We start from the raw sequence: 23,937 nt of genomic DNA, 5'->3' as shown, positions 1-23,937 counted from the left end.
GAACAGAGAAGTTAAGCTCAGTCACGCCGATGGTACTGCGTAACAGTGGGAGAGTAGGTAGTCGCCGTTTTTTTTAGAGAAGCCCCCGTATCGATAGAAGGATACGGGGGCTTTATTGTTTTTGTCCCTTTGGGAACTTTCCTTTACCTCATTCTATTCCTTTGATGAAGGGAATATTACAATGATTAAAAGTCTTTAAAACCAGGTAATTATCCCATTATTTTATATCTCTGTTTCATTCTTTTTTTGTACCTTTACTTCATATTAAAAGGTATGATAAAACCTTTAATCAATGAACATTTTTATTGGTTGACAAAAGAAAACAGCTATTTGGTGAAACTAAATGCAATCAGTTTATGTTTATTATGTAGATTTATTGAACGACATGAAAACAACTGTAAAGACATTTTGGATTAGCATGCTACTGATACTCACTTGCAGTATTAGTGGAAAAGCTGTTGACTTTGCCCAAATCGGTGTAAAGTCTGCTGAAGCATGTAAAACTTCTGCTACGTTGTCTTCATGTTCATCGACCTCATCTAAAAAAATTAAACAGGAAAACTCAAGATTTGCGGATATCAGCTATTCATGGACAACAGATGTTGAGTTGGGTACCAAGCCTATTTCTGAAATTTACTCTTCTCACCAGCAGCGTATACGCAGAGTGATAGAAGATAATATATTCCTTAGAAACATATTCCTGATATTGTCCAATCATGAGAACTTGCTTGTACATGGTCGGAGCAAACAATACTTTTCGGACAAAGACCCGTACTATGCTGTGACGGGTAGTGATTACTACATCTACACGCTTCGGCGGATTTTGATTTAGCCACTGACTTCCCTTTCTAATTTCCCCCTTTTTCTTCCTTTTTCACTTGTGAAGGGAAGTAAGAGTAGGTGACCTGTGTGCGCATATGTGCTGACTGAGGTTGCAAGGATGAATTACGCCCTATTGGTCCGTAAGAGGGAAGTTATACCCCTACGCTTTATTCTCAAAATCAATTTTAATACCAACAATTAAACATTTAATCATGGAAACAACTCAAAAAAAAGCAGCCTCTTTTAAAGGCATCAAGTCCGCCGGTTGGGTAATCGTAATTTGCTTTATCATCGCCGTGCTTATTTTTAATTTTGTTCTTGGAAATCCTTCCAACTTCATGAACAATGACCCGAACAACCACCCGTTACCCGGAAACTTCCTGGGTACTATATATAAAGGTGGCTTTATTGTTCCGGTGATTCAAACTCTCTTGCTTACCGTTATTGCTTTGAGCATCGAACGCTACATTGCTATTCGCGCCGCCTTCGGTAAAGGCTCTCTGGTGAAGTTTGTTGCTAATATTAAAGCTGCTTTGGCGGCTGGTGATATGAAAAAGGCTCAGGAAATCTGCGATACGCAACGTGGTTCCGTAGCCAATGTAGTAAACGCTACTTTAAAGAAGTATGCCGAAATGGAGAATGACACGGAGATGGCTAAAGACCAAAAATTGCTTGCCATCCAGAAAGAGCTGGAAGAAGCTACCGCATTGGAGTTGCCGATGATGGAACAAAACTTGCCGATTATCGGTACTATCACCACTTTGGGTACATTGATGGGATTGCTGGGTACGGTTATCGGTATGATCCGTTCGTTTGCCGCTTTGGCTGCCGGAGGCAGTGCAGACTCTATGGCATTGTCACAAGGTATTTCCGAGGCATTGATTAATACAGCTTTCGGTATCTTGACCGGTGCTTTGGCGGTTATCTCTTATAACTATTATACCAATAAGATTGATAAGTTGACTTACAGCCTTGATGAGGTTGGCTTCTCTATTGTGCAGACTTTTGCCGCTACGCATAAATAAATTGGGATGTGAGATTTCTCAATTATTAATTCTCAATTTCTAATTTGAAAATTATGGGTAGAGCAAAAATAAAAAAGAAAAGTACGTTCATCGACATGACGGCCATGAGTGACGTAACCGTATTGTTGCTTACTTTCTTCATGCTGACTTCTACGTTTGTGAAGAAAGAGCCGGTACAGGTAACCACTCCGGCATCCGTTTCCGAGATTAAGATACCGGAAACGAATGTTCTCCAAATATTGGTCGATCCGAACGGAAAAGTATTTATGAGCCTGGACAAGCAGTCCGACTTGCGCAATGTGCTGGAAGCTATGGGGCAAGAATACGGGGTGACTTTTACTCCCGAGGAAACGAAAAAGTTTATGCTGGCATCCACTTTCGGCGTGCCGATGAAGAGCATGAAGCAATTCCTCAATTTGCCGCAAGACCGGCAGGACGCTGTGTTAAAGAATGAGGGAATACCTACCGACAGTATCGACAATCAGTTCAAAGCCTGGGTGCGTAATGCCCGTGCCACGAATTCCGATTTGCGTATTGCCATCAAGGCGGATGCCAACACTCCTTATTCCGTAATCAAGAATGTTATGAACTCACTTCAGGATCTTAGAGAGAACCGGTATAACCTGATTACTTCCCTAAAGACCACATCTGAAGACTAACGAAAGGAAATATTATGGCCGAAATACAAGAAAACGGTAATAAGAAAGGTGGAAAAAGCAAGCAAAAGAAAATGACCGTACGGGTGGATTTCACGCCGATGGTGGATATGAATATGTTGCTGATTACTTTCTTCATGCTGTGTACTTCACTGAGCAAACCTCAGACAATGGAGATAAGCATGCCGAGCAATGACAAGAGCATCACCGAAGAACAGCAAAGTAAAGTGAAAGCGTCGCAGGCAATCACACTGTTACTGGGAGATGCCGATAAATTGTATTACTACGAAGGAGAGCCCGACTATAAAGACTATACTTCACTGAAGGAGACTTCCTATCAGGCTGACGGTCTGCGGGCTATGCTCTTGAAACGTAATAGGACTGCTGTAAATGAGGTGAACAAGCTGAAACAGCAGAAACTGGAACTTAAAATATCAGAGGATGATTTCCGTAAACAGCTTTCCGAGATAAAGAGCGGAAAAGACACGCCTACGGTTATCATCAAGGCTACCGATGCGGCCTCGTACAAGAATCTGATTGATGCCCTCGATGAAATGCAGATATGTAATATAGGCAAGTATGTGATAACGGACATTGCCGATGCCGACCGGTTCCTGATGAAGAACTACGAAAGCAAAGGCGAGCTGTCGCAGAATATCGCCGAATAGTAACACCTAAAAACAGAAGAATATGGCTAAAGTAGATTTAAGTTCTTTGGAATGGTGTGACCTTATATTCAACGGTAAGAATAAAGCGTACGGCGCCTATAAGATGCGTGAGAATTCTCCACGCCGTCACAACATAGCCGTGATACTGGTGATAGTGATAGCCTTGATAGGTTTCAGTATTCCCACCCTGATAAAGATGGCGACTCCGAAGCAAAAGGAAGTGATGACCGAGGTAACCACTCTGTCGCAGTTGGAAGAACCCGAAGTGAAACAGGAAGAGATGAAACGTGTAGAGCCTGTTGCTCCGCCACCGCCGGCTTTGAAGAGTTCCATCAAGTTCACGGCTCCTGTCATCAAGAAAGATGAAGAAGTGAGAGATGAAGATGAAATCAAGAGTCAGACCGAATTGACGGAGACGAAAGTCGCTATCTCCATTGCCGATGTGAAAGGCAATGACGAAGCCAACGGCAAGGATATCGCCGACTTGAAGCAGGTAGTGACACAAGCACCCGTGGAAGAGGAGAAGGTTTTTGATATGGTAGAGCAGATGCCGACGTTCCCCGGTGGTGCCGGTGAGCTGATGAAATACATTGCCGATCATTTGAAGTATCCGACGATTGCGCAGGAAAACGGTGTGCAGGGACGGGTAATCTGCCAGTTTGTGGTAGGCAGTGACGGTAGCGTACGAGATGCCAAAGTTGTAAAGACCCTGGATCCCTACTGTGACAAAGAGGCTCTTCGCGTAATTATGTCGATGCCCAAATGGATACCCGGCAAGCAGAACGGTAAGGCGGTGTCTGTGAAATATACGGTTCCTATTGTCTTTAGGTTACAATAAATTGTGTGTTATGAAAACGGTGAAGCGACTTCAGCTTTCGGGCTTGATAGTAATGCTGGTTCTGGCCTCTGCCTGCCGGCAAAAGCCCAAGGACGGATTGACGGATACCTATACTTCCGGCGTCATAGCAATTGCCGCCGACGAGAGTTTCCGGCCGATTGTGCAGGAAGAGATAGACGTGTTCGAAGGTTTGTTCCCTCTGGCGGGAATTGTGCCCCGTTACGTGACGGAAGTGGAAGCCGTCAATCTTTTGCTTAAGGACAGTTTGCGGTTGGCAATAACCAGCCGCAGGCTGACTCCGGAGGAGATGAACTCCTTCAACAGCCGCAAGTTTTTCCCGCAAGAGATAAAGATTGCGACGGACGGACTGGCATTAATCACCAATCGGAGCAATCCGGATACCTTGATTAGCGTGAAGGATTTTCGCCGTATTCTTACCGGGGATGCCGGGCGGTGGAAGGATATTTATCCGTTGTCCCGCCTGGGAGATATTCGTCTGGTATTCGATAACAAGAATTCCAGTACCGTACGTTTTGCTGTGGACTCCATAGCCGGAGGAGCACCGCTTTCGAACCAAGTGAAGGCGCTGAAAACAAATAGGGAAGTCATTGACTACGTGGCGCGCACGCCGGAGGCCATGGGTGTAATCGGAGTGAACTGGCTGAGCGACCGCAACGACAGTACGGGGCTTTCTTTCAGCAAGGAAGTGCGGGTGATGTCTGTCAGCGCTGCCGACAAGGCTACGCCGGCCGACAGTTACAAGCCTTACCAGGCATATCTGTTTTACGGCGATTATCCGCTGGCGCGCAGCATCTATGTTCTATTGAATGATCCGCGAAGCGCACTCCCGTGGGGTTTTGCTTCTTTCCTCGCTTCCGACCGGGGACAGCGGATTATATTGAAGTCGGGATTGGTACCCGCCACCCAACCGGTGCGTGTGGTAAACGTCAAAGATGAATAACTAAAATGAATGCTAACATGAAACGTAAATTATTATTTTGTATGGGAGCGCTGCTGTTATCCGGTACGCTTGCCGCACAAACGCCTGTACCCGAATGGCAGGCCGGGGTAGATAAAGTAAAAAGTCTGATAAAGACGAATCCCGAACAAGCGTCCGAAACGGCCGGAGATTTGTTGAAAGGGAAAAACAAGAAAAATGTGTCGCTGATTGTCTCTGTAGCCCGCGCCTATCTGGATGCCGGTAAGCCGGCAGAGGCGGAAAACTATCTGAAAGCAGCCAAAAAGGCGGATAGCAAGGATGCAAGCGTGTCCGTACTGGAAGGAGACATTGCGCTTGCCGGAAAGGATGTGGGACGTGCCTGCCAGCTTTACGAACAGGCCATCTACTTTAATCCCGATTGCAAGGAAGCTTATCTGAAATATGCCCGTGCCTATAAGTCGGCCAGTCCCTCGCAGGCTATCGACAAACTGCAACAGTTGAAATCACTGGCTCCGGACTATTTGGAAGCGGATAAAGAACTTGCCGGGGTGTATTATGCCACCAACCGTTTCGGCAAGGCGGCAGAAACCTATGCCAAGTTCATAGACACTCCCGTTGCTACGGAAGACGATATCTTGAAATATGCTTTTGCCCTGTTCCTGAACCATGATTTTGAGAAATCACTGGAAGTGGTTCGGAAAGGTTTGCAAAAGAACGGACGTCATGCGGCATTCAACCGTCTGGCCATGTACAACTATACCGACTTGAAACGTTATGATGAAGCGGAGCAAGCTGCCAATGCTTTTTTTAACGCTTCGGACAATGCCGACTATTCGTACTTGGACTATCGCTACTACGGAGCTTTGCTGAGCGCTCTAAAGAAGTACGACCAAGCCGTTGCGGAATATGGCAAGGCGCTTGAGAAGGATAGCGACCAGGTCGATATCTGGCGCGAAATAGCCGATGCGTACGAATTGAAGAATGACTATGCTCAGGCCATTACCGCCTATCAAAAGTATTATGACGCTTTAAGTCAAGATAAAAAGACGGCTGAGTCCCTGTTCCAGCTCGGACGTCTCTATTACGGCCAGGGCACATCTTCGGATACGCTCTCCGTTCGGCCTGCCGACCGTGCAACGGCATTGCAGGCTGCAGACTCTGTGTTTGCGCTGGTTGCCCGACAAGCTCCCGACAGCTATCTGGGTGATATGTGGCGCGCCCGTACCAATTCCGCCATGGACCCGGAGACTACCGAGGGGCTGGCAAAACCTTATTATGAAAAGGTGGCGGAAATGTTGCTGGCTAAGAATGAGCCGAGGTATAACTCTGCACTGATTGAGTGTTACAGCTATCTGGGATACTATTATTTGCTGAAGAGCGATTATCCGGTTTCAAAAGAGTATTGGAATAAAATTCTGGCTATCGACCCCACCAATGCCACAGCTAAAAAGGCGTTGGACGGCATCAAATAGCAATAATTTTAGTTGTTTGTCGTGTCGGGAGGAGTGGAGAGTGATTCTTAGCTCCTCTCATTTTTTATAGGTATCCCCGTTCCTTGGGGTGATTTTGTGTTTGAGAAGAGGATAAAATGAAAAAAGACCGCCGGATTGACGATCTTCTTTAGTTGCGGAGGCCTGACTCGAACAGACGACCTTTGGGTTATGAGCCCAACGAGCTACCAACTGCTCCACTCCGCGATGTTTTGTGGGTGCAAAGGTACGGCTTTTATTTAAAAGTGCAAATAAAAGCCGGATTATTTTTCATAAAAAATGCACTAATATACATAATAGGCTGATAAATAGTCCGATAAAATATAAAACATTTCTATTCGCCAATCGGCTTGACTGTTAATAAAATGTGCTTTTGTTTGTGATATATGCGGAAATATCTTACTTTTGCACAAATTATTAAGCAATGTGCAATTAGTCTATGGCCGTATCGAAGACAAAAGCTAAATTAGTGGATGTAGCCCGTCAGTTGTTTGCTAAAATGGGTGTTGAGAATACCACGATGAATGATATTGCCCTCGCTTCTAAAAAAGGTAGGAGAACGCTTTATACCTATTTTAAGAGCAAGGAAGATATCTATATGGCTGTTGTCGAATCGGAACTGGATATGCTTTCGGATATGATGAAGCGTGTGGCGGAGAAGAACATATCGCCGGACGAGAAGATGATTGAGATGATATACACACGTCTGGACGCAGTGAAAGAGGTGGTATTCCGCAACGGCACGCTTCGGGCCAATTTCTTTCGCGACATTTGGCGGGTAGAGAAAGTGCGCAAGCGGTTTGATGCCAAGGAGATACTGCTGTTTAAGGATGTATTGCGCGAAGGAGTGGAGAAAGGCGTGTTCAGAATAGACGATATCGACATGACCGCCGAGCTGGTGCATTATTGTGTAAAAGGGATTGAAGTGCCCTATATCCGCGGCCATATCGGCGCAAAGCTGGATGATGAAACCCGCGACAAATACGTTGTGAACCTTGTGTTTGGCGCACTGCATAGAACATAAAAACATTTAATCAATAATTTAAAAACAGTATGGGATTATTAGACGGAAAAACAGCCATTGTAACCGGAGCCGCTCGCGGCATTGGTAAGGCCATCGCTTTAAAGTTCGCTCAAGAAGGAGCTAATATAGCATTCACCGATTTGGTGATTGACGAAAATGCTGAAGCTACGGCAAAAGAAATCGAAACGTTGGGCGTAAAAGCCAAAGCGTATGCTTCCAATGCGGCAAGCTTTGAAGATACCGCTAAAGTGGTAGAGGCTATCCATGCAGACTTCGGTCGCATCGATATTCTGGTAAACAACGCAGGTATCACCCGTGACGGTTTGATGATGCGCATGACCGAACAGCAATGGGATATGGTTATCAACGTGAACCTGAAATCGGCTTTCAACTTCATTCACGCTTGTACTCCGATTATGATGCGCCAGAAAGCCGGCAGCATTATCAATATGGCTTCTGTTGTAGGTGTTCACGGCAATGCAGGCCAGGCCAACTACTCTGCTTCCAAGGCCGGTATGATTGCATTGGCGAAATCCATCGCACAAGAACTGGGTTCTCGCGGCATCCGTGCCAACGCCATCGCTCCGGGCTTCATTATGACGGCCATGACAGATGCCCTGTCCGAAGAAGTAAAGGCCGAATGGTGCAAGAAGATACCTTTGCGTCGCGGCGGTACACCCGAAGACGTTGCCAACATTGCTACCTTCCTGGCTTCTGATATGTCTTCTTATGTATCAGGACAGGTAATTCAGGTAGACGGTGGTATGAATATGTAACATCCAAATCACTGAATAAATGACTGTCGTATACGAGGACAATCATATCATTATAGTAAACAAGACCGCTTCCGAGATAGTTCAGGGAGACAAAACGGGCGATACGCCGCTTTCGGAGACCGTAAAGCTGTATCTCAAGGAGAAATACCAAAAGCCCGGCAATGTCTTTATCGGTGTCACGCACCGTCTGGACCGCCCCGTAAGCGGTCTTGTTATTTTTGCCAAAACCAGTAAGGCGCTTACCCGTCTGAACGAGATGTTCAAGAACAGCGAGGTGAAGAAAACCTATTGGGCAGTGGTGAAGAACCAGCCTCGGGAGCAGGAAGGCGAGCTGGTGAACTATTTGGTACGTAATGAGAAGCAAAACAAGAGTTATGCCTACGATAAGGAAGTGCCGAACAGCAAGAAAGCGATTTTGCATTATCGGCTCATAGCCAAGTCACAAAACTACTGTTTATTGGAGATAGACCTGAAAACGGGGCGGCATCACCAGATACGCTGCCAGTTGGCAAAGATGGGGTGTCCCATTAAAGGGGATTTGAAATACGGCTCTCCCCGTTCCAACCCTGACGGAAGCATCTGTCTGCATGCGCGCTTTGTGCGCTTTGTACATCCGGTGTCCAAGGAACTGATAGAGGTGGAAGCCCCTGTTCCTGCCGGTAATCTGTGGAATGGCTTTGAAATGATTTGATAATCTGTTAATAACAAATTCAATGAAAAAGATTCTGATTCTTTCGGGACTGTCCCTGTTTGCGGCGCTCGCAGTCCGGGCGCAGGATAAAGTGACCGAATACAATGTACGTCCTGCCGTTGCGGTGCGTACTCCCATTCAAGGTGACAGCATCAACTTTACAGGAGAGAAATTCACGGTCGATGACCTGCTGAAGACCGACATCAGCCTTGACTTCGACGGGCGTCCTTACGAACGCATGGCGGCGGATACCGCAGGGTATGTACGTGTGGAGAAAGCGGATAAAGATAATCTGTTTTATCTGTTTGCCACCAACCTGCGTGCGGAACGCTTTATGAAAGGAAAGCTGAATATTTATTCTCCCGCACGTTTCGAGGTGTTTGTGAATGGCGTTTCCAAACAATCCAAGACGACTGCGGAAGATAGCTTGTCGCAGGTTTCCCCTTCGGTACTTGGCTTACGTCTGGAGCCGGAAGCGGATTATGAGATAGTCGTTAAATTGTTGTCGACGGCTGCCGATAAGGCCGTTCCCGCATTGAAGTGCGAGTTTGAGAAGGATAAGGAGTTTACCGATGTCGGCTATCGGATTGCACCCGATTTGAAAAGGCGTTTCGCGTTGCACAATACGGCTTTCGGAAGCCGCGTGCGTTCGGTCAGTCTTTCTCCGAACGGCAAGTATCTGCTTACCTGCTATGCAGATAACTATTCGTTGAAGCGTTCAAGGACACGTTGTGAGTTGACCGAACTGAAGACGGGCAGGGTGATACTCCCCGCTGCCGATGAGAAAATGCGTTGGATGCCCCGCAGCAATAAGCTTTATTATACCGTAACCGGCAGGCAACGGAATGATTTAGTTGTGTTCGACCCGGTTACCATGTGCGAGGAAGTGTTGCTGAAAGATGTTCCCGAAGGGTATTTTGCATGGTCGCCCGCGGAAGATTATCTTATCTACTCTCCCGATGATAAGGGGGAAACGGTCAGCGGTCCTTTGAAACGGCTGCTGCATCCCGACGACCGTATTCCCGATGCGCGTTCCCGCAACTATCTCGTTAAGTACGACCCTGCCACCGGTCTTTCCGAACGACTCACTTATGGCAGCCATGCCGCCTATCTGAATGATATATCTTCTGACGGCAGGAAGCTCTTATGCTCCACTTCTAAATCGAATATCACTCAATGTCCTTTCTCTCTCACTTCCATCTTCGAGGTGGATTTGGCTACGTTGCGGGCGGATACGCTGGTGACATGGAACTCTTATGTCAACAGGGCGGCTTACTCTCCCGACGGCGGACAGCTTCTGGTAATAGGCAGTCCGATGGCTTTTGACGGAATAGGGAAGAATTGCGGCGGGCATCCTGTCGCCAATGATTTCGATACCCAGGCGTTCATTATGGACAAAGCCACGAAAAAGGTCAGTCCTATCACACGTGATTTTAATCCCACCGTCGACTTCTTGCAGTGGAACCGTGTAGACGGCTGTATTTACTTCAATACAACGGACGAAGATTGCAGACATATCTACCGCTATATTCCGAAGACGGACAGTTTTGAAATGCTACCGCTGCAGGAAGATGTGATTTCTTCCTTCGACCTGGCGGAATACAATCCTGCGGTTGCCGCCTATGTCGGCGGTGGAAATACCAGTGTGGGAGTTGCCTATACGTACGATGTGAAGAAGAAAACGTCTGTCTTGCTTGCCAACCCGATGAAACCCGTTTTGGATAAGATAGATATGGGTGCCATGAAGGAATGGAACTTCACGGCGGAAGACGGTACGGAGATTAAAGGTATGATATGCCTGCCGCCGGATTTCGACCCGGATAAGAAATATCCGCTTATCGTTTATTACTACGGCGGGACTACACCTACCACACGCGGCATCACTTCGCCTTATTGTGCGCAACTGTTCGCGTCACGCGATTATGTGGTTTATGTTATCCAGCCCAGTGGGGCTATCGGTTACGGTCAGGAATTCTCCGCCCGCCATGTCAATGCGTGGGGGGAACGTACCGCTGACGAAATTATCGAAGGAACGAAGAAGTTCTGCGCCGCTCATCCGTTTGTCAACGATAAGCGTATCGGTTGTATCGGAGCGTCTTACGGCGGTTTCATGACGATGTACTTGCAGACAAAGACGGATTTGTTCGCCGCTGCCGTTTCGCATGCGGGCATCAGTAACGTCACCAGTTATTGGGGCGAGGGCTATTGGGGCTATTCCTATAACTCCGTTGCCGCTGCCGGGAGCTATCCGTGGAATAATCCCGACCTGTTTACAAAACACGGGGCCTTGTTCAATGCGGATAAAATCAAGACCCCGCTGCTGTTGCTGCACGGTACGGTCGATACGAATGTGCCTGTCGGCGAAAGCATCCAGTTGTACAATGCATTGAAGATATTGGGCAAGCCGGTAGAGTTTATAACGGTGGATGGCGAGAACCACTTCATCAGTGATTATCCCAAGCGCGAGCTGTGGCACAACTCTATCATGGCATGGTTTGCACGTTGGTTGCAGGACAGTCCGGCATGGTGGAATGACCTTTATCCGGAAAGGCATTGGTAAATGAAAGGTAACAAAAAAGCCGTTTCCCGGAATAGACAAGGAGGAAACGGCTTTTTTGTTGTTAGTGCGCTTACTATTATTCGGCCACTTCAAGTTGTGCTTGGGATGCTCTTGGCCATTTGCATCTGTGCTCAGGCCAAGAACGATCCGTCACAAACAAACATAAACAGGGCTGCTACTAATACTAATCTTTTTGTTTTTCATTTACTTTAATAGGTTTATATTCGGTTCAGTCTTAGTTTAGGTAGATTTTGCTTTAATACTGCTGTGGATTGGATATCCACATGGAATGTACGTCAAATGATGTGCCAGAATTGATAAGGAAATGATAAGGTGCTGGTAATTAGTACGCTAATTTGGCCGTGACAAAATGCCGCATCGTAGAAATGTGTGGATTTGTGTGGAAAGTGTGGAACGGGGTGTGGAGTTTTTCCACAATTACAGCTCTATGCCGTATAGCTTAAGTTTGTTGTAGAGCGTTTTCCGGTCTATGCCGAGCAGTTGTGCGGCGCGGCTTTTGTTGTAGCCTGTCTGTTTCAAGGCTTCGATGATTTGCTGCTTTTCTGCTTCTTCGTTACGGAGCGGCATGCCTGCGGACGGAGTGACCTGATTTTGCAGTTCACTAAGCTCATTCAAGGTAATGAATTTGTCTTGAGCAAGAAGAGTGGCGCGGCGGACGATATTCTTCATCTGGCGCAGATTGCCCGGCCATTGGTACTCCAATAAGGCTTTGGATGCTTTTTCGTCAAAGCCGATGAGGTGCTTGTCCAGTTCACGGTTGGCCTGGTCTAAGAAGAAGTTTGCAAAGAGAAGGATGTCCTCGCGACGGTCTTTCAATTGCGGCATACGCAGGGTAAATTCATTGATACGGTGGTAGAGGTCTTCGCGGAATGTACCTTTTTCGATGGCTTGTTCCAGATTCTCATTGGTGGCGGATACTAAGCGCACGTCTACCTGTATCTCCTTGTTAGAGCCGATGGGACGTATCTTACGTTCTTGCAGGGCACGAAGCAATTGTATCTGTACCTCGTAGCTGAGGTTGCCTATTTCGTCCAGAAAGATGGTACCGCCGTTGGCTGCGGCGAATGCGCCGGTCTTGTCGGTCAGCGCACCGGTAAAGGAACCTTTTACGTGACCGAAGAATTCGGAAGCGGCCAGCTCTTTGGGGATGGCTCCGCAGTCAATGGCTATGAACGGCTGCTTGGCGCGGCGGCTCAACTTATGGATGCGTTGCGCCACATACTCCTTACCTGTTCCGCTGGCTCCGTTGATGAGGACGGACATATTGGTGGGAGAAACCAGATTTACATAGTTATAAAGTTGTTTGGCGGCATCGCTTTCGCCCTCCAGGTAGTCGGAAGATGCGTCCACCGTGCTGTCGGCGGCAAATGCTTTATCTGTCCCGGATGAATGCGCCGCCTGTTGAGGTGCGGCGGACGAGGGCTTCAGGGCTTCATCCATTTTCTTCAATAATTCATCGGGATTTACGGGCTTTGCGATGTAGTCGCATGCGCCCAGCTTTATGGCTTGTACGGCGGACTGTATGTCGGCATAGCCCGTCATGATGATAAGAGGTATATGCAAGGAATGTTCCCCCAGCCATTTCAGCAAGTCTATGCCGTCACGGTCGGGCAGGCGCAAGTCGGACAGTATCAAGTCTACTGTCTCGGCTTCGATATGCTTTTGGGCACGGGATATGCTGCTGACCGAACTGACCTGGAAACCTTTCTTGCCGAGCCATGTTTTCAACATCATACCGTAAGTGATGTCATCTTCTACGATTAATATGGATTTCATCCCTTCTGCTTTTTATCTCTTTTATGATGCAAAGGTAAATCGTTTTGTTCGATTTTAGTATATTTGCAGACTTAAATTAAACAAAAAGACAGATGAAAAGAAATCTCATAGTATTATTAACCATACTGGTTTGCGGTCTGACGGCCTGCAAACCGGGACAAAAGAAAGACGGAAATATGGAAAAAGAAACGAAATTGAAGATTGAAACAAGTGCGGGTGACATCATCGTGAAACTGTATAACGAGACGCCGAAGCATCGCGATAACTTTATCAAGCTGGCCGAGGACGGTACTTATGAGGGTACTCTGTTTCACCGTGTCATCAAGGACTTCATGATACAGGCGGGCGACCCCGAATCGAAGAATGCCCCGAAAGGCAAGATGCTGGGAGCGGGTGATGTGGGATACACGGTTCCTGCGGAGTTTGTCTATCCTAAATACTTCCATAAGAAAGGTGCGCTGTCTGCCGCCCGTCAGGGAGACAACGTGAACCCGAAGAAGGAATCGTCCGGTTGCCAGTTCTATATCGTGACCGGAAAGGTGTATAACGACTCTACGCTTCTCGGCATGGAACATCAGATGAATCAGGCGCGTTTGAACAATGCTTTCAATGCTTTGGCGCAGAAGCACATGAAAGAAATCTACAAGATGCGTAAGGACGGCGACCAGGAAGGTTTGATGAACCTGCAGGATACGCTTATCGCGCAGGCTGAGGCTCAGGTGGCTGATGAACCGGAATTCCGTTTCACGCCGGAACAGGTGAAGGCCTATACCACTGTCGGTGGTACACCGCATCTGGACGGTGAATATACCGTATTCGGCGAAGTGGTTGAGGGCATGGATATCGTAGATAAGATTCAACAAGTAAAGACAGACCGCAGTGACCGTCCGGAAGAGGATGTGAAGATTGAAAAGGTGACTGTGATCGATTAACGAATGAAGATAAATAAGCATTGTTTCCCCAACGGCCTGCGACTGGTGCACTACGAGGATACCAGTACGCAAATGGTGGCACTGAACATCGTTTATGATGTCGGCGCACGCGACGAGCATCCCGAACATACCGGCTTTGCCCATTTGTTCGAGCATCTGATGTTCGGCGGTTCGGTGCATATTCCCGATTATGATACGCCTTTGCAATTGGCGGGGGGAGAAAATAATGCCTGGACGAATAACGATATTACTAATTATTACCTGACCGTTCCGAAACCGAACGTAGAGACAGCCTTTTGGCTGGAGTCCGACAGGATGCTGGAACTGGCTTTCAGCGAGCAAAGCCTCGAAGTACAGCGCGGCGTGGTGATGGAGGAGTTTAAGCAACGCTGTCTCAACCAGCCGTATGGTGATGTGGGGCATTTGTTCCGCCCGTTGGCGTTCCGGGTGCATCCGTACCGCTGGCCTACTATCGGCAAAGAACTCTCCCACATAGAGCAGGCCACGCTGGACGAAGTGAAGAACTTCTTCTACCGCTTCTACGCCCCGAATAATGCCGTACTGGCAGTGACGGGGAACATTTCATGGGATGAAACCGTCAGGCTCACCGAGAAATGGTTTGCGCCCATTCCCCGGCGGGATGTTCCGGCGCGGCAATTGCCGCAGGAACCGGAGCAAACGCGGGAACGCAGGCTGACGGTGGAAAGAAACGTGCCGCTGGATGCCTTGTTCATGGGCTATCACATGTGCAGTCGTGAGAGCGCGGATTATTACGCATTCGATATCCTGTCCGATATTCTCAGCAACGGACGCTCCAGCCGTTTGAACCGCCGTCTGGTGCAGGAGCAGAATCTGTTTTCCGGTATCGACGCATACATCAGCGGTACGCGCGATGCGGGGCTGTTGCAAATCAGCGGTAAGCCTGCGGCAGGCGTGTCGTTGGAACAGGCGGAAGCCGCTGTCCGTAAGGAATTGGAAGAGTTGCGGCAATCTCCGGCAGGCGAACAGGAACTGGAGAAAGTCAAGAATAAGTTTGAATCTACCCAGATATTCGGCAATATCAATTACCTGAACGTAGCCACAAATCTTGCCTGGTTTGAGCTGACGGGAAAGGCGGAAGATATTGACCTTGAAGTAGAGCGCTATCGCTCCGTTACGACGGAGCAACTGCACACTGTGGCGCAGCATACTTTCTGCGAGAACAATACCGTAGTATTATATTATAAGAGTGATAAACAACATTAAAAGAGAACAGTGAGGATGTGTGGAACATCTGTCTGACAGACTGTGGATTTCGTCCGATGAAACAAATTTTAGATAATAAGATGATGAATTTGATAGCCGGCTATAAACAGCATTATAAAGCGTTGATATTTCTGGGACTTCCCATTGTTATCGGGCAGGTGGGCGTAATTGTTCTCGGTTTCGCGGATACCCTGATGATTGGGCATCACAGTACCGAGGAACTGGGTGCGGCTTCTTTCGTAAACAACGTATTTACGCTTTGCATCATTTTCAGTACCGGTTTCAGCTACGGACTGACGCCTATTGTAGGCAGTCTTTACGGCAACCGCCGTTTTGCGGAAGCGGGGCAGGCGTTGCGGTGCAGTTTGGTGGCGAATGTCCTGGTGGCTTTGCTTCTTACTTTCATCATGACGGTGGTCTACTTCAATGTGGAGCGTTTGGGGCAGCCCGAGGAACTGATGCCTTTGATAAAACCTTATTATCTGGTATTGCTCGCTTCGCTGGTTTTCGTGATGCTGTTCAATGGTTTCAAGCAGTTTACGGACGGTATCACCGACACCAAGACCGCCATGTGGATACTGCTGGGCGGAAACGCGCTGAACATCATAGGTAATTATATTCTTATCAACGGTAAGCTGGGCTTTCCGGAGTTGGGTTTGCTGGGAGCAGGTATCAGTACGCTGTTCTCGCGTATTATGATGGTCGTGGTTTTCGCGCTGATTGTACTTCGCGGTCGTCGCTTCATTCGTTACCGGCTTGGGTTTTTCCGCATGGGGTGGTCGCTTCCGGTGTTTAAGCGGCTCAATGCGTTGGGCTGGCCTGTCGGCTTGCAGATGGGAATGGAGACGGCTTCTTTCAGCCTTAGCGCCATTATGGTGGGTTGGCTGGGTACCATCGCTTTGGCATCCCATCAGATAATGCTGACCATTTCGCAATTCACCTTCATGATGTACTACGGTATGGGGGCTGCGGTAGCGGTGCGTGTCAGTAACTTTAAGGGGCAGGGCGATATGGAGAATGTACGCCGTTCCACATTTGCGGGCTTCCACCTGATAATGGCTATGGAAGTGGTGCTTATGAGCATTGTTTTTGTGATGCGCGGACAGGTGGGCGGTTGGTTCACGGATAGCGCCGAGGCTTCGGCGCTGGTGGCGTCCTTGTTCTTTCCCTTCCTGATTTATCAGTTTGGCGACGGATTGCAAATCAACTTTGCCAATGCGCTGCGAGGCATATCGGATGTAAAGCCGATGATGATTATTGCATTTATTTCTTATTTTATTATATCTTTGCCCGTAGGATATTTTTGCGGTTTCGTGCTGGGCTGGGGATTGGTCGGTGTCTGGATGGCTTTCCCGTTCGGACTGACCAGCGCCGGACTAATGCTGTGGCTGCGTTTCCGCTATAAAACGGGAACGAGATGATAAAAGAGGCGGTATTCGCCGTCCTGTCACTCTATCACCTTTTTATCACCTATTATGAATAGCGTATCGAAAGTAAAGATAGCTGTCGGATACACTCTGTTGTTAGGAGTGTTGCTTTTTTCCCTGTTCTTCGTGCATAGGGAAATGGAGAATCTTATGCTTTCCGATAATCAGGATGTGCAGTGGACGGACAGTCTCATCACGCTTCTCAGGGAGAAGGACGCGAACACCATTTACATGTTGCGTGTGCTGAGCGAAACGAGCGACAGTATGGTTTCTACCCGGGAGATAGAGAGCATCATCGCTACCCGGCAGGACTCGGTCGTTACCAACCGGCGGGTGCAGCGCCGTATCATTACGCATCGCGACACGGTGGTTACCAAGCCCAAGAAGAAAGGCTTCTTCCGTCGTTTGGGAGAGGTGTTCGTTCCGCCTAAAAAAGATACTGCCATACAGGTAAAGACTTCCCTCGAATATGCTACGGATACGGTGATTGATGTCTACAATCCGGTGGACTCCCTGCAAGAAAAGCTGCGTGCCGTGGCGCAGCAGAAGAAAGAGAATAATGCCATCGTACAACGCCGCAGGCGCACTTTGCAGCGCATGGACAGGATGCTGACCGCCCGTATCGACAGTCTGTTGAAAGGTTATGAACAGGAAACCTTGCAGCGCGCCCGCGAAGAGGCGGAGTATCAGCAATCCGTGCGCCATCACTCCATTAAGATAATCAGCGGTATCGCGGCCTGCGCTGTGTTGCTTTCCGCCTTTTTCCTGATAATCATCGGGCGTGACATTACGCGCAGCAACCGTTATCGCCGCGAACTGGAAGAAGCCCGCCGCCGTGCCGAAGACTTGCTGGCTACGCGGGAGAAGATGATGCTTGCCATTACCCACGACTTTAAGGCGCCGCTCGGCTCCATCATGGGCTATGCCGACCTGCTCTCCCGTCTGACGGTGGACGAACGGCAGCGCTTCTATCTGGATAACATGAAAACCTCATCGGAACATCTGCTGAAACTGGTTGTCGATTTGCTTGATTTTCATCGGCTCGACCTTCATAAGGCCGAGATAAACCGGGTTACTTTCCATCCCGCCCGTCTGCTGGAAGAAATCCATGTCAGCTTCGAACCGCTGACTTCCGCCAAGGGACTGGGCTTACATTGCGATATTGCTCCCGAGTTGGAGAGCACGTATATCAGCGACCCGCTCCGGTTGCGCCAGATTATCAATAACCTGCTTTCCAATGCCGTGAAGTTTACGGACGAGGGCGGCATAACGATAACGGCACGTTACGAGAACCGCCGGCTGGTCGTTGCCATAGCCGATACAGGCAAAGGTATGGAACCTGCCGACAGGGAACGGATTTTTCAGGAGTTCACCCGTCTGCCCGGCGCGCAGGGCAAAGAGGGCTTCGGGCTCGGATTGTCCATCGTGCGCATGCTTGTACAGTTGCTGGAAGGAACGATTGATGTGGACAGTGTGCCGGGTAAGGGAAGTACGTTTACATTACGTATCCCTTTGTTCCCCGTGAGGGTATCGGAGAATGCCGGCGAGAAGCGTCAGGAGACGGAAACCGAAGCTTCTGCCGCTCTTTCCGGGAGAATATCCGTTTCTTCACAACGCTCGCTTCGCGTACTTCTGATTGATGATGACCGTATTCAGCTTACGCTCACCGCGGCCATGCTCCAACATAGCGGTATCGCTTCGGTGTCGTGCATGCAATTGGATGAATTGTTGGATGCCTTGCGTTCCGATACCTTCGATGTACTGCTTACCGATGTACAGATGCCTGCCATAAACGGCTTCGACCTGCTGAAACTGCTGCGGGCGTCGAACCTTCCTCAAGCTCAGACCATTCCTGTGATAGCCGTTACAGCCCGTAGCGACATGAAACGGGAGGAGATTAAGGAACACGGTTTTGCCGGTTGTTTGCACAAACCGTTTACGGTAGCGGAGCTTTTCCGGGAACTGAATGCGGAGGGTATCGGACAAGAGCCTGTTCCTACCCCGCAATGTGAAGAAGCGGTTGCGGCTGAGGCTTCATCTCCGGAGCTTCCTTATAATTTCTCGGCGCTTACCGCTTTCTCCGGTGACGATCTGGAAGCGGCAAAGTCCATTCTTGAGAGTTTCGTCACTGAAACCCGTCTCAATGCCGAACGTTTGCGGCAGGCGGTGGATGCGGCGGACATGGACGGGGTGGCTGCCGTATCGCACAAAATGATTCCTCTCTTTACGCTGATTGGCGCTACGGAACTGGTGTCGGAACTTAAGATACTGGAAAGCCTGCGCGGCGCTCCCTTCACTGCCGAACAGGGACAGCGCGCGCTCCGTTCGCTTGCCCTTATCGAGGATATTGTTCGTTTACCGGCACAGACCGATTTGGGTAAGCGGTCGATATAAGTGGTCATAAACACCGGTGTGGCACAGTATTTTTATTCTTTAGGAACTTTATCTCGAAATTAATTGTTTACTTTGTACAACTTTTAATAGATGACAGTTTGACGTTCCAATGAGAAGAAAATGGTTAAAGGGAGCACTTTGGGTGCTGCTCACTCCTATTATCCTATTTGTAATATTGATGATATTGCTGTATGTGCCGCCCGTGCAGAATTTTATACGGAAACAGGCTACGGCGATAGCGTCGGATGCTACGGGCATGAATATTTCCGTAGAACGGATTGACCTTCGTTTTCCCTTGAATCTGCTTGTGCGTGGCGTACAGGTGGTGCAGTCGGAGAACGACGCCGTCGATGTGCAACATCCCGATACCCTGCTAAACCTTGGAAGCCTGAACGTGCGTGTGCAGGCGTGGCCTTTGTTGCAGGGCAGGGTAGAGGTGGACGATATTACTTTGCAGCAGGTAGCCGTAAACTCTTCCACCTTGCTGGAAGGTATGCACATCAAAGGAACGCTCGGACGGTTCTTCCTCGAGAGCCACGGCATCGACCTGAAAAAAGAGAATGCCGTGCTGAATAGCGTGGAGTTGAGTAATACCCATGTGCAAGTAATACTTGCCGATACTGCCGAGGCTCCGAAAGATACTGTTGAAACCGCCTTGAACTGGCGGATAGCGTTGCACAGCCTGAAACTGAAGAATGTTTCAGTGGATTTGCAGATGCCGCTCGATTCCATGACGTTGGCTGCCAATATAGGAGATGCAAGCATAGAAGATGCCAATGCCGACCTCAAACGTCAGTTCTACGGTTGGCGTAAGTTCGCGCTTACGGGTACTGCCGTAAATTACGATTCGGGTACAGCCGCTCCCGTCGAGGGTTTTGACGCTTCGCATATCGCGTTGCGCGACATTCGTATCGGCATAGATTCGGTGATGTCCTGCGGCCGCGACATGAACGCCGTTATCCGCGAGTTCTCCATGTACGACCGTTCGGGACTGACTGTAACTTCTCTGACCGGACGCCTGTTTGCCGATTCAACCCTTATCCGCGTGCCCCATTTGCAACTTACGACCCCGCATAGTGAAATGAACCTGACGGCGCAGACCTATTGGAAACTTGTCGATATACCTACTACCGGACGTCTGTCTGCCCGCTTTAATGCCAATATCGGCAAACAGGATGTACTGCTCTTTGCAGGCGGATTGCCCGAAACCTTTAAAGAGGCTTATCCTTTCCGGCCGCTGGTGATTCATGCCGGTACGGAAGGGAACTTGAAGCAAATGCAGATTTCACGTTTCACCGCCGAATTGCCGGGCGCTTTCTCGTTGAGCGGCGGCGGTGAGTTGTGGAACCTTACGGACAGCTTGAGGCGTAGCGGAGAGCTTGATTTTGAAATGCAGACGCAAGACCTTAATTTCCTGACCGGACTTACCGGGGTAACTCCCGACGGCTCTATCGTTGTGCCCGACAGTATGAATCTCGTGGCGCGTTTCGGTCTTGACGGGCCGCAATGCAACGCGCTTCTGAAAGTAAAGGAAGGCAAAGGCAGTCTGGATTTGGATGCCGCCTACAACTTGTCTACCGAGGCCTATCATGCAGACCTCGCTATAGATGCTTTGCAACTCCATCATTTCCTGCCTAAAGACTCTGTTTATACACTTACGGCCCATGTTTCCGCCAAAGGCCAGGGAGTGGATATCGCTTCTCATAAGACAATGGCGCGCATAGAGGCCAAGCTGGCGGAATTGCAGTATGCCCGTTGGAATATATCGGGCGTGGATTTGAATGCGGGTTTGAAGTCATCGGTGGCTTCAGTGCGACTGACGAGTGATAATGAGTTATTGAAGATGCAGTCCGAGGCCGACTTACGTCTCGACCGCAAATACATGGACGGCAAGCTGAATATGAATGTCGAGGAGCTGGACTTATATAAACTGGGCGTTGCCCCCAAGCCTTTGGAACATTCGGTTGCGTTTAATCTGGGTGCGGAAGCGCGCCACGATTCCATTAAGTTGCGGATGGATGCCGGCGATATGGACTTGCAGTTCCGTGCCCGCAGCACTTTGAAGGAGCTGTTGGAACAATCGGACGAGTTCGTCGCCATTCTTATGAAGCAGATAGATGAAAGGCGGCTGGACCATGCGGCTTTGCGTCGGGTGTTGCCTTCGGCAGGCATGCAGCTGACGGCGGGACAGTCTAATCCGGTCAGCTATTTCCTGAAAACAAAAGATGTGACGTTCAATGACTTTACCCTTCGTTTCGGTACCACGCCGACGCGGGGCATCAACGGGCGGACTGCTGTGCATGGATTGCGTGTGGACTCGTTGCAACTCGATACGATTTTCTTTACCGTGAAGCAGGATACCTCCCGGATGATGTTGCAAAGCGGGGTGATTAACGGGCCGAAGAACCCGCAGTTTGTGTTCCGGAGTACGCTGACAGGCGAGATTCGGAGTGAAGACGCCGAACTGACCGTAAATTATGTGGACGGTGAGGGGCAGACAGGAGTGCTGTTCGGTATAAATGCCCGCCCGCTGACCGAAGGACACGGCAAAGGCAACGGAGTATTGCTGAATCTGACACCTGCCGAACCGGTTATCGCATACCGTAAGTTCCATTTCGTAGATAACAGTAACTGGATATATCTGCATAAGAATATGCGTGTCTATGCCAATATCGATATGGATAGCGACAACGGCTTATGTTTCCGTATGCAGTCGGACAAGAACGACAGTATCTCGTTGCAGAATATGAACGTGGAATTAAGCCGCTTCCAGTTGGGAGAATTAAGCGAAGTGCTTCCTTATATGCCCCGACTGACCGGTTTGTTCTCCGCCGAAGCACAGTATATACAGACTCCTACTTCCTTACAAGTGTCCGCCGAAGCCAGCATCAATGAACTGACTTACGAGCGGCAACATGTAGGAGACATCGGTATGGGCGCCACATGGCTGCCGGGAGATAAAGGCGCTACGCATTATCTGAATACGTATTTCAGTTACGACAATCAGGAAGTGCTGACCGCAGACGGTATACTGACGCAAAAGAATGGCAGGGATACGCTGGAAGTGACCACCTCTTTTGAGCATTTCCCGATGAAGATTGCCAATGCCTTTATTCCCGACCAAATGGTTTCCTTCACCGGCGATCTTGACGGCGGAATGTATATCTACGGACCGTTGGAGAAACCCAAGATGCACGGAGATGTTACACTGGACAGCGTATCGGTATATGCGCGTCAGGCAGGAGCCCGCTACTGGTTCGACGACCGCCCCGTACAGATTAAAGACAATCAACTGATATTTGATAAGTTCGCTATCTATACCACCAGTAAGAATCCGTTCACCATTAACGGTAAGGTGGATTTCCGTAATCTGGAACGCCCTACGGCGGATTTGAAATTGCTGGCAGAGAACTATACGCTGCTGGATGCGCCGCGTACCCGCGAAAGTCTCATTTACGGCAAGGTATTTGTCGATTTGAACGCAACGGTACGAGGGCCTTTGGATGCCTTGACCATGCGCGGCAATATGAATCTGTTGGGAAATACGGATGTGACCTATGTGCTCACCGACTCGCCGCTGACGGTGGAAGACCGTCTTGAAGGCCTGGTTACCTTTACTTCCTTTGCGGACACGACCTCGGTGAGTGCGGATGAGGCCCCTGCCATGTCTTTGGGCGGTATGGATATGATTATGTCCGTGCATATAGACAATGCCGTACGCCTTCGTGCCGATTTGAGCCCCGACCGTAGTAAGTTTATAGAACTGGAAGGCGGTGGGGATTTGAATATGCAATACACTCCGCAAGGTGATATAAGCCTTACCGGACGCTATACGCTTTCGGGCGGAATCATGAAGTATTCGCTTCCTATCATTCCGTTGAAGGAATTCCAGATTAACAACGGAAGTTATGTGGACTGGCGCGGCGACCCGATGAACCCGACATTGAACCTGAAAGCGACGGAGCGTATGCGCGCTTCGGTAGCCGACGGTGACGACGGCGGTTCGCGCGTGGTAAACTTCGATGTGTCCATAGCCATAAAGAACCGGCTTGACGCTCCCGAACTTATCTTCGATATAACGGCGCCGGATGACGCAGCCATCGAGAACGAATTGCAGGCTATGGGTACTGAGGAGCGTAGCAAACAGGCCATTGCCATGCTGGCGACCGGTGTTTATATGAATAGCGGTGTCAAAGGTGGCGGATTCTCTATGGGTAGCGCTCTGAACAGCGTTATCCAAAGTCAGATCAACTCATTGGCGGGTTCGGCTTTCCAAAGCATTAATGCAAGTTTCACGATGGGTATGGAAGACCGTACGGCTGCCGAAACGGGAGATAAGCAAACGGATTATAGCTTCCGCTATTCGCAACGCCTTTTCAACGACCGTGTGCAGATTGTTATCGGCGGTAAAGTAACAACGGGCGCCAATGCCACGAATGATGCGGAATCGTTTATCGATAATATTTCGCTGGAGTACAGGTTGGATACGTCCGGTACGCGCTATGTCCGTGTGTTCTATGACAAGAACTACGAAAGCGTGCTCGACGGGGAAATAACGGAAACCGGAGTCGGTCTTGTGCTTCGCCGTAAGATGGACCGTCTGGGCGAACTCTTTATCTTCAGGAAAAAGAAGAAACAAACTGTAGAATGAT

General features: G+C 49.0%; 17 protein-coding genes and 1 tRNA gene. 16 read left to right on the top strand and 2 right to left on the bottom strand.

Annotated elements, in window-relative coordinates; translation table 11 throughout:
* Positions 1 to 385: 385 nt before the first annotated feature.
* From BHV73_RS12440 to BHV73_RS12410, 7 genes are all read left to right on the top strand, one after another.
* Positions 386 to 832, top strand: coding sequence for a DUF8440 family protein (locus BHV73_RS12440; RefSeq protein ID WP_229028150.1), 447 nt, complete (start codon positions 386 to 388; stop codon positions 830 to 832).
* A 202-nt stretch (positions 833 to 1,034) separates the two neighbouring features.
* The gene (locus tag BHV73_RS12435; RefSeq protein WP_009122832.1) at positions 1,035 to 1,847 is read left to right on the top strand and encodes a MotA/TolQ/ExbB proton channel family protein; all 813 of its coding nucleotides are present in this window, start codon (positions 1,035 to 1,037) and stop codon (positions 1,845 to 1,847) included.
* A 53-nt stretch (positions 1,848 to 1,900) separates the two neighbouring features.
* Positions 1,901 to 2,506, top strand: a complete 606-nt coding sequence (locus BHV73_RS12430; protein ID WP_009122833.1) for an ExbD/TolR family protein — start codon at positions 1,901 to 1,903, stop codon at positions 2,504 to 2,506.
* 11 nt (positions 2,507 to 2,517) lie between these two features.
* The gene (locus tag BHV73_RS12425) at positions 2,518 to 3,171 is read left to right on the top strand and encodes an ExbD/TolR family protein (RefSeq protein WP_087413363.1); all 654 of its coding nucleotides are present in this window, start codon (positions 2,518 to 2,520) and stop codon (positions 3,169 to 3,171) included.
* Between the two features lie 22 nt (positions 3,172 to 3,193).
* Positions 3,194 to 4,009: an energy transducer TonB gene (locus BHV73_RS12420; protein WP_009122835.1), complete on the top strand. Its 816-nt coding sequence runs from the start codon at positions 3,194 to 3,196 to the stop codon at positions 4,007 to 4,009.
* 10 nt (positions 4,010 to 4,019) lie between these two features.
* Positions 4,020 to 4,970, top strand: a complete 951-nt coding sequence (locus BHV73_RS12415) for a PstS family phosphate ABC transporter substrate-binding protein (protein WP_087413400.1) — start codon at positions 4,020 to 4,022, stop codon at positions 4,968 to 4,970.
* 5 nt (positions 4,971 to 4,975) lie between these two features.
* Positions 4,976 to 6,421, top strand: a complete 1,446-nt coding sequence (locus tag BHV73_RS12410) for a tetratricopeptide repeat protein (protein WP_087413364.1) — start codon at positions 4,976 to 4,978, stop codon at positions 6,419 to 6,421.
* A 152-nt stretch (positions 6,422 to 6,573) separates the two neighbouring features.
* Here the strand turns inward: BHV73_RS12410 and BHV73_RS12405 are convergent.
* Positions 6,574 to 6,646: transfer RNA gene (locus BHV73_RS12405), tRNA-Met, on the bottom strand.
* Positions 6,647 to 6,878: 232 nt separating this feature from the next.
* Here BHV73_RS12405 and BHV73_RS12400 point away from each other — a divergent pair.
* Genes BHV73_RS12400 through BHV73_RS12385 form a run of 4 tightly spaced genes read left to right on the top strand, consistent with a single transcriptional unit; the run spans position 6,879 to position 11,490 of the window.
* Complete coding sequence (locus BHV73_RS12400; RefSeq protein WP_004288944.1) at positions 6,879 to 7,463, top strand: TetR/AcrR family transcriptional regulator; 585 nt, start codon at positions 6,879 to 6,881, stop codon at positions 7,461 to 7,463.
* A 29-nt stretch (positions 7,464 to 7,492) separates the two neighbouring features.
* Positions 7,493 to 8,239, top strand: a complete 747-nt coding sequence (gene fabG / locus BHV73_RS12395; RefSeq protein WP_005652328.1) for a 3-oxoacyl-[acyl-carrier-protein] reductase — start codon at positions 7,493 to 7,495, stop codon at positions 8,237 to 8,239.
* A 19-nt stretch (positions 8,240 to 8,258) separates the two neighbouring features.
* The gene (locus BHV73_RS12390; protein WP_022219444.1) at positions 8,259 to 8,930 is read left to right on the top strand and encodes an RluA family pseudouridine synthase; all 672 of its coding nucleotides are present in this window, start codon (positions 8,259 to 8,261) and stop codon (positions 8,928 to 8,930) included.
* A gap of 22 nt (positions 8,931 to 8,952) precedes the next feature.
* Positions 8,953 to 11,490, top strand: coding sequence for a prolyl oligopeptidase family serine peptidase (locus BHV73_RS12385; RefSeq protein WP_087413365.1), 2,538 nt, complete (start codon positions 8,953 to 8,955; stop codon positions 11,488 to 11,490).
* 438 nt (positions 11,491 to 11,928) lie between these two features.
* Here the strand turns inward: BHV73_RS12385 and BHV73_RS12380 are convergent, their stop codons facing one another.
* The gene (locus BHV73_RS12380) at positions 11,929 to 13,287 is read right to left on the bottom strand and encodes a sigma-54-dependent transcriptional regulator (RefSeq protein ID WP_087413366.1); all 1,359 of its coding nucleotides are present in this window, start codon (positions 13,285 to 13,287) and stop codon (positions 11,929 to 11,931) included.
* A gap of 92 nt (positions 13,288 to 13,379) precedes the next feature.
* Here BHV73_RS12380 and BHV73_RS12375 point away from each other — a divergent pair, with 92 nt between their 5' ends.
* From BHV73_RS12375 to BHV73_RS12355, 5 genes are all read left to right on the top strand, one after another.
* On the top strand, positions 13,380 to 14,219 hold the full coding sequence (locus BHV73_RS12375; RefSeq protein ID WP_009122842.1) for a peptidylprolyl isomerase: 840 nt from the start codon (positions 13,380 to 13,382) through the stop codon (positions 14,217 to 14,219).
* Between the two features lie 3 nt (positions 14,220 to 14,222).
* Positions 14,223 to 15,464: a M16 family metallopeptidase gene (locus BHV73_RS12370; protein ID WP_087413367.1), complete on the top strand. Its 1,242-nt coding sequence runs from the start codon at positions 14,223 to 14,225 to the stop codon at positions 15,462 to 15,464.
* An 80-nt stretch (positions 15,465 to 15,544) separates the two neighbouring features.
* On the top strand, positions 15,545 to 16,885 hold the full coding sequence (locus tag BHV73_RS12365) for an MATE family efflux transporter (protein WP_087413368.1): 1,341 nt from the start codon (positions 15,545 to 15,547) through the stop codon (positions 16,883 to 16,885).
* Between the two features lie 54 nt (positions 16,886 to 16,939).
* A complete protein-coding gene (locus tag BHV73_RS12360) occupies positions 16,940 to 19,285 on the top strand; it encodes a hybrid sensor histidine kinase/response regulator (protein ID WP_087413369.1) in 2,346 nt (781 codons plus the stop codon).
* Positions 19,286 to 19,394: 109 nt separating this feature from the next.
* Positions 19,395 to 23,936 (top strand): translocation/assembly module TamB domain-containing protein, encoded by a 4,542-nt coding sequence (locus BHV73_RS12355; protein WP_087413370.1) that lies wholly within the window; start codon positions 19,395 to 19,397, stop codon positions 23,934 to 23,936.
* Position 23,937 lies beyond the last annotated feature (1 nt).

This window comes from Bacteroides sp. 44_46 (genome assembly GCF_001915465.1).
Classification (GTDB): Bacteria; Bacteroidota; Bacteroidia; order Bacteroidales; family Bacteroidaceae; genus Bacteroides; species Bacteroides clarus.
The sequence above is the reverse complement of the archived record's forward strand: the minus strand, read 5'-3'. Positions and strand labels throughout refer to the sequence as shown.

Excerpts from the sequence above, each read along its gene's own strand:
- BHV73_RS12440 (WP_229028150.1), top strand. The coding sequence starts at position 386 with ATGAAAACAACTGTAAAGACATTTTGGATTAGCATGCTACTGATACTC.
- BHV73_RS12435 (WP_009122832.1), top strand. The coding sequence starts at position 1,035 with ATGGAAACAACTCAAAAAAAAGCAGCCTCTTTTAAAGGCATCAAGTCC.
- BHV73_RS12430 (WP_009122833.1), top strand. The coding sequence starts at position 1,901 with ATGGGTAGAGCAAAAATAAAAAAGAAAAGTACGTTCATCGACATGACG.
- BHV73_RS12420 (WP_009122835.1), top strand. The coding sequence starts at position 3,194 with ATGGCTAAAGTAGATTTAAGTTCTTTGGAATGGTGTGACCTTATATTC.
- BHV73_RS12415 (WP_087413400.1), top strand. The coding sequence starts at position 4,020 with ATGAAAACGGTGAAGCGACTTCAGCTTTCGGGCTTGATAGTAATGCTG.
- BHV73_RS12410 (WP_087413364.1), top strand. The coding sequence starts at position 4,976 with ATGAATGCTAACATGAAACGTAAATTATTATTTTGTATGGGAGCGCTG.
- BHV73_RS12400 (WP_004288944.1), top strand. The coding sequence starts at position 6,879 with ATGGCCGTATCGAAGACAAAAGCTAAATTAGTGGATGTAGCCCGTCAG.
- fabG (WP_005652328.1), top strand. The coding sequence starts at position 7,493 with ATGGGATTATTAGACGGAAAAACAGCCATTGTAACCGGAGCCGCTCGC.
- BHV73_RS12390 (WP_022219444.1), top strand. The coding sequence starts at position 8,259 with ATGACTGTCGTATACGAGGACAATCATATCATTATAGTAAACAAGACC.
- BHV73_RS12385 (WP_087413365.1), top strand. The coding sequence starts at position 8,953 with ATGAAAAAGATTCTGATTCTTTCGGGACTGTCCCTGTTTGCGGCGCTC.
- BHV73_RS12380 (WP_087413366.1), bottom strand. The coding sequence starts at position 13,287 with ATGAAATCCATATTAATCGTAGAAGATGACATCACTTACGGTATGATG.
- BHV73_RS12375 (WP_009122842.1), top strand. The coding sequence starts at position 13,380 with ATGAAAAGAAATCTCATAGTATTATTAACCATACTGGTTTGCGGTCTG.
- BHV73_RS12370 (WP_087413367.1), top strand. The coding sequence starts at position 14,223 with ATGAAGATAAATAAGCATTGTTTCCCCAACGGCCTGCGACTGGTGCAC.
- BHV73_RS12365 (WP_087413368.1), top strand. The coding sequence starts at position 15,545 with ATGATGAATTTGATAGCCGGCTATAAACAGCATTATAAAGCGTTGATA.
- BHV73_RS12360 (WP_087413369.1), top strand. The coding sequence starts at position 16,940 with ATGAATAGCGTATCGAAAGTAAAGATAGCTGTCGGATACACTCTGTTG.
- BHV73_RS12355 (WP_087413370.1), top strand. The coding sequence starts at position 19,395 with ATGAGAAGAAAATGGTTAAAGGGAGCACTTTGGGTGCTGCTCACTCCT.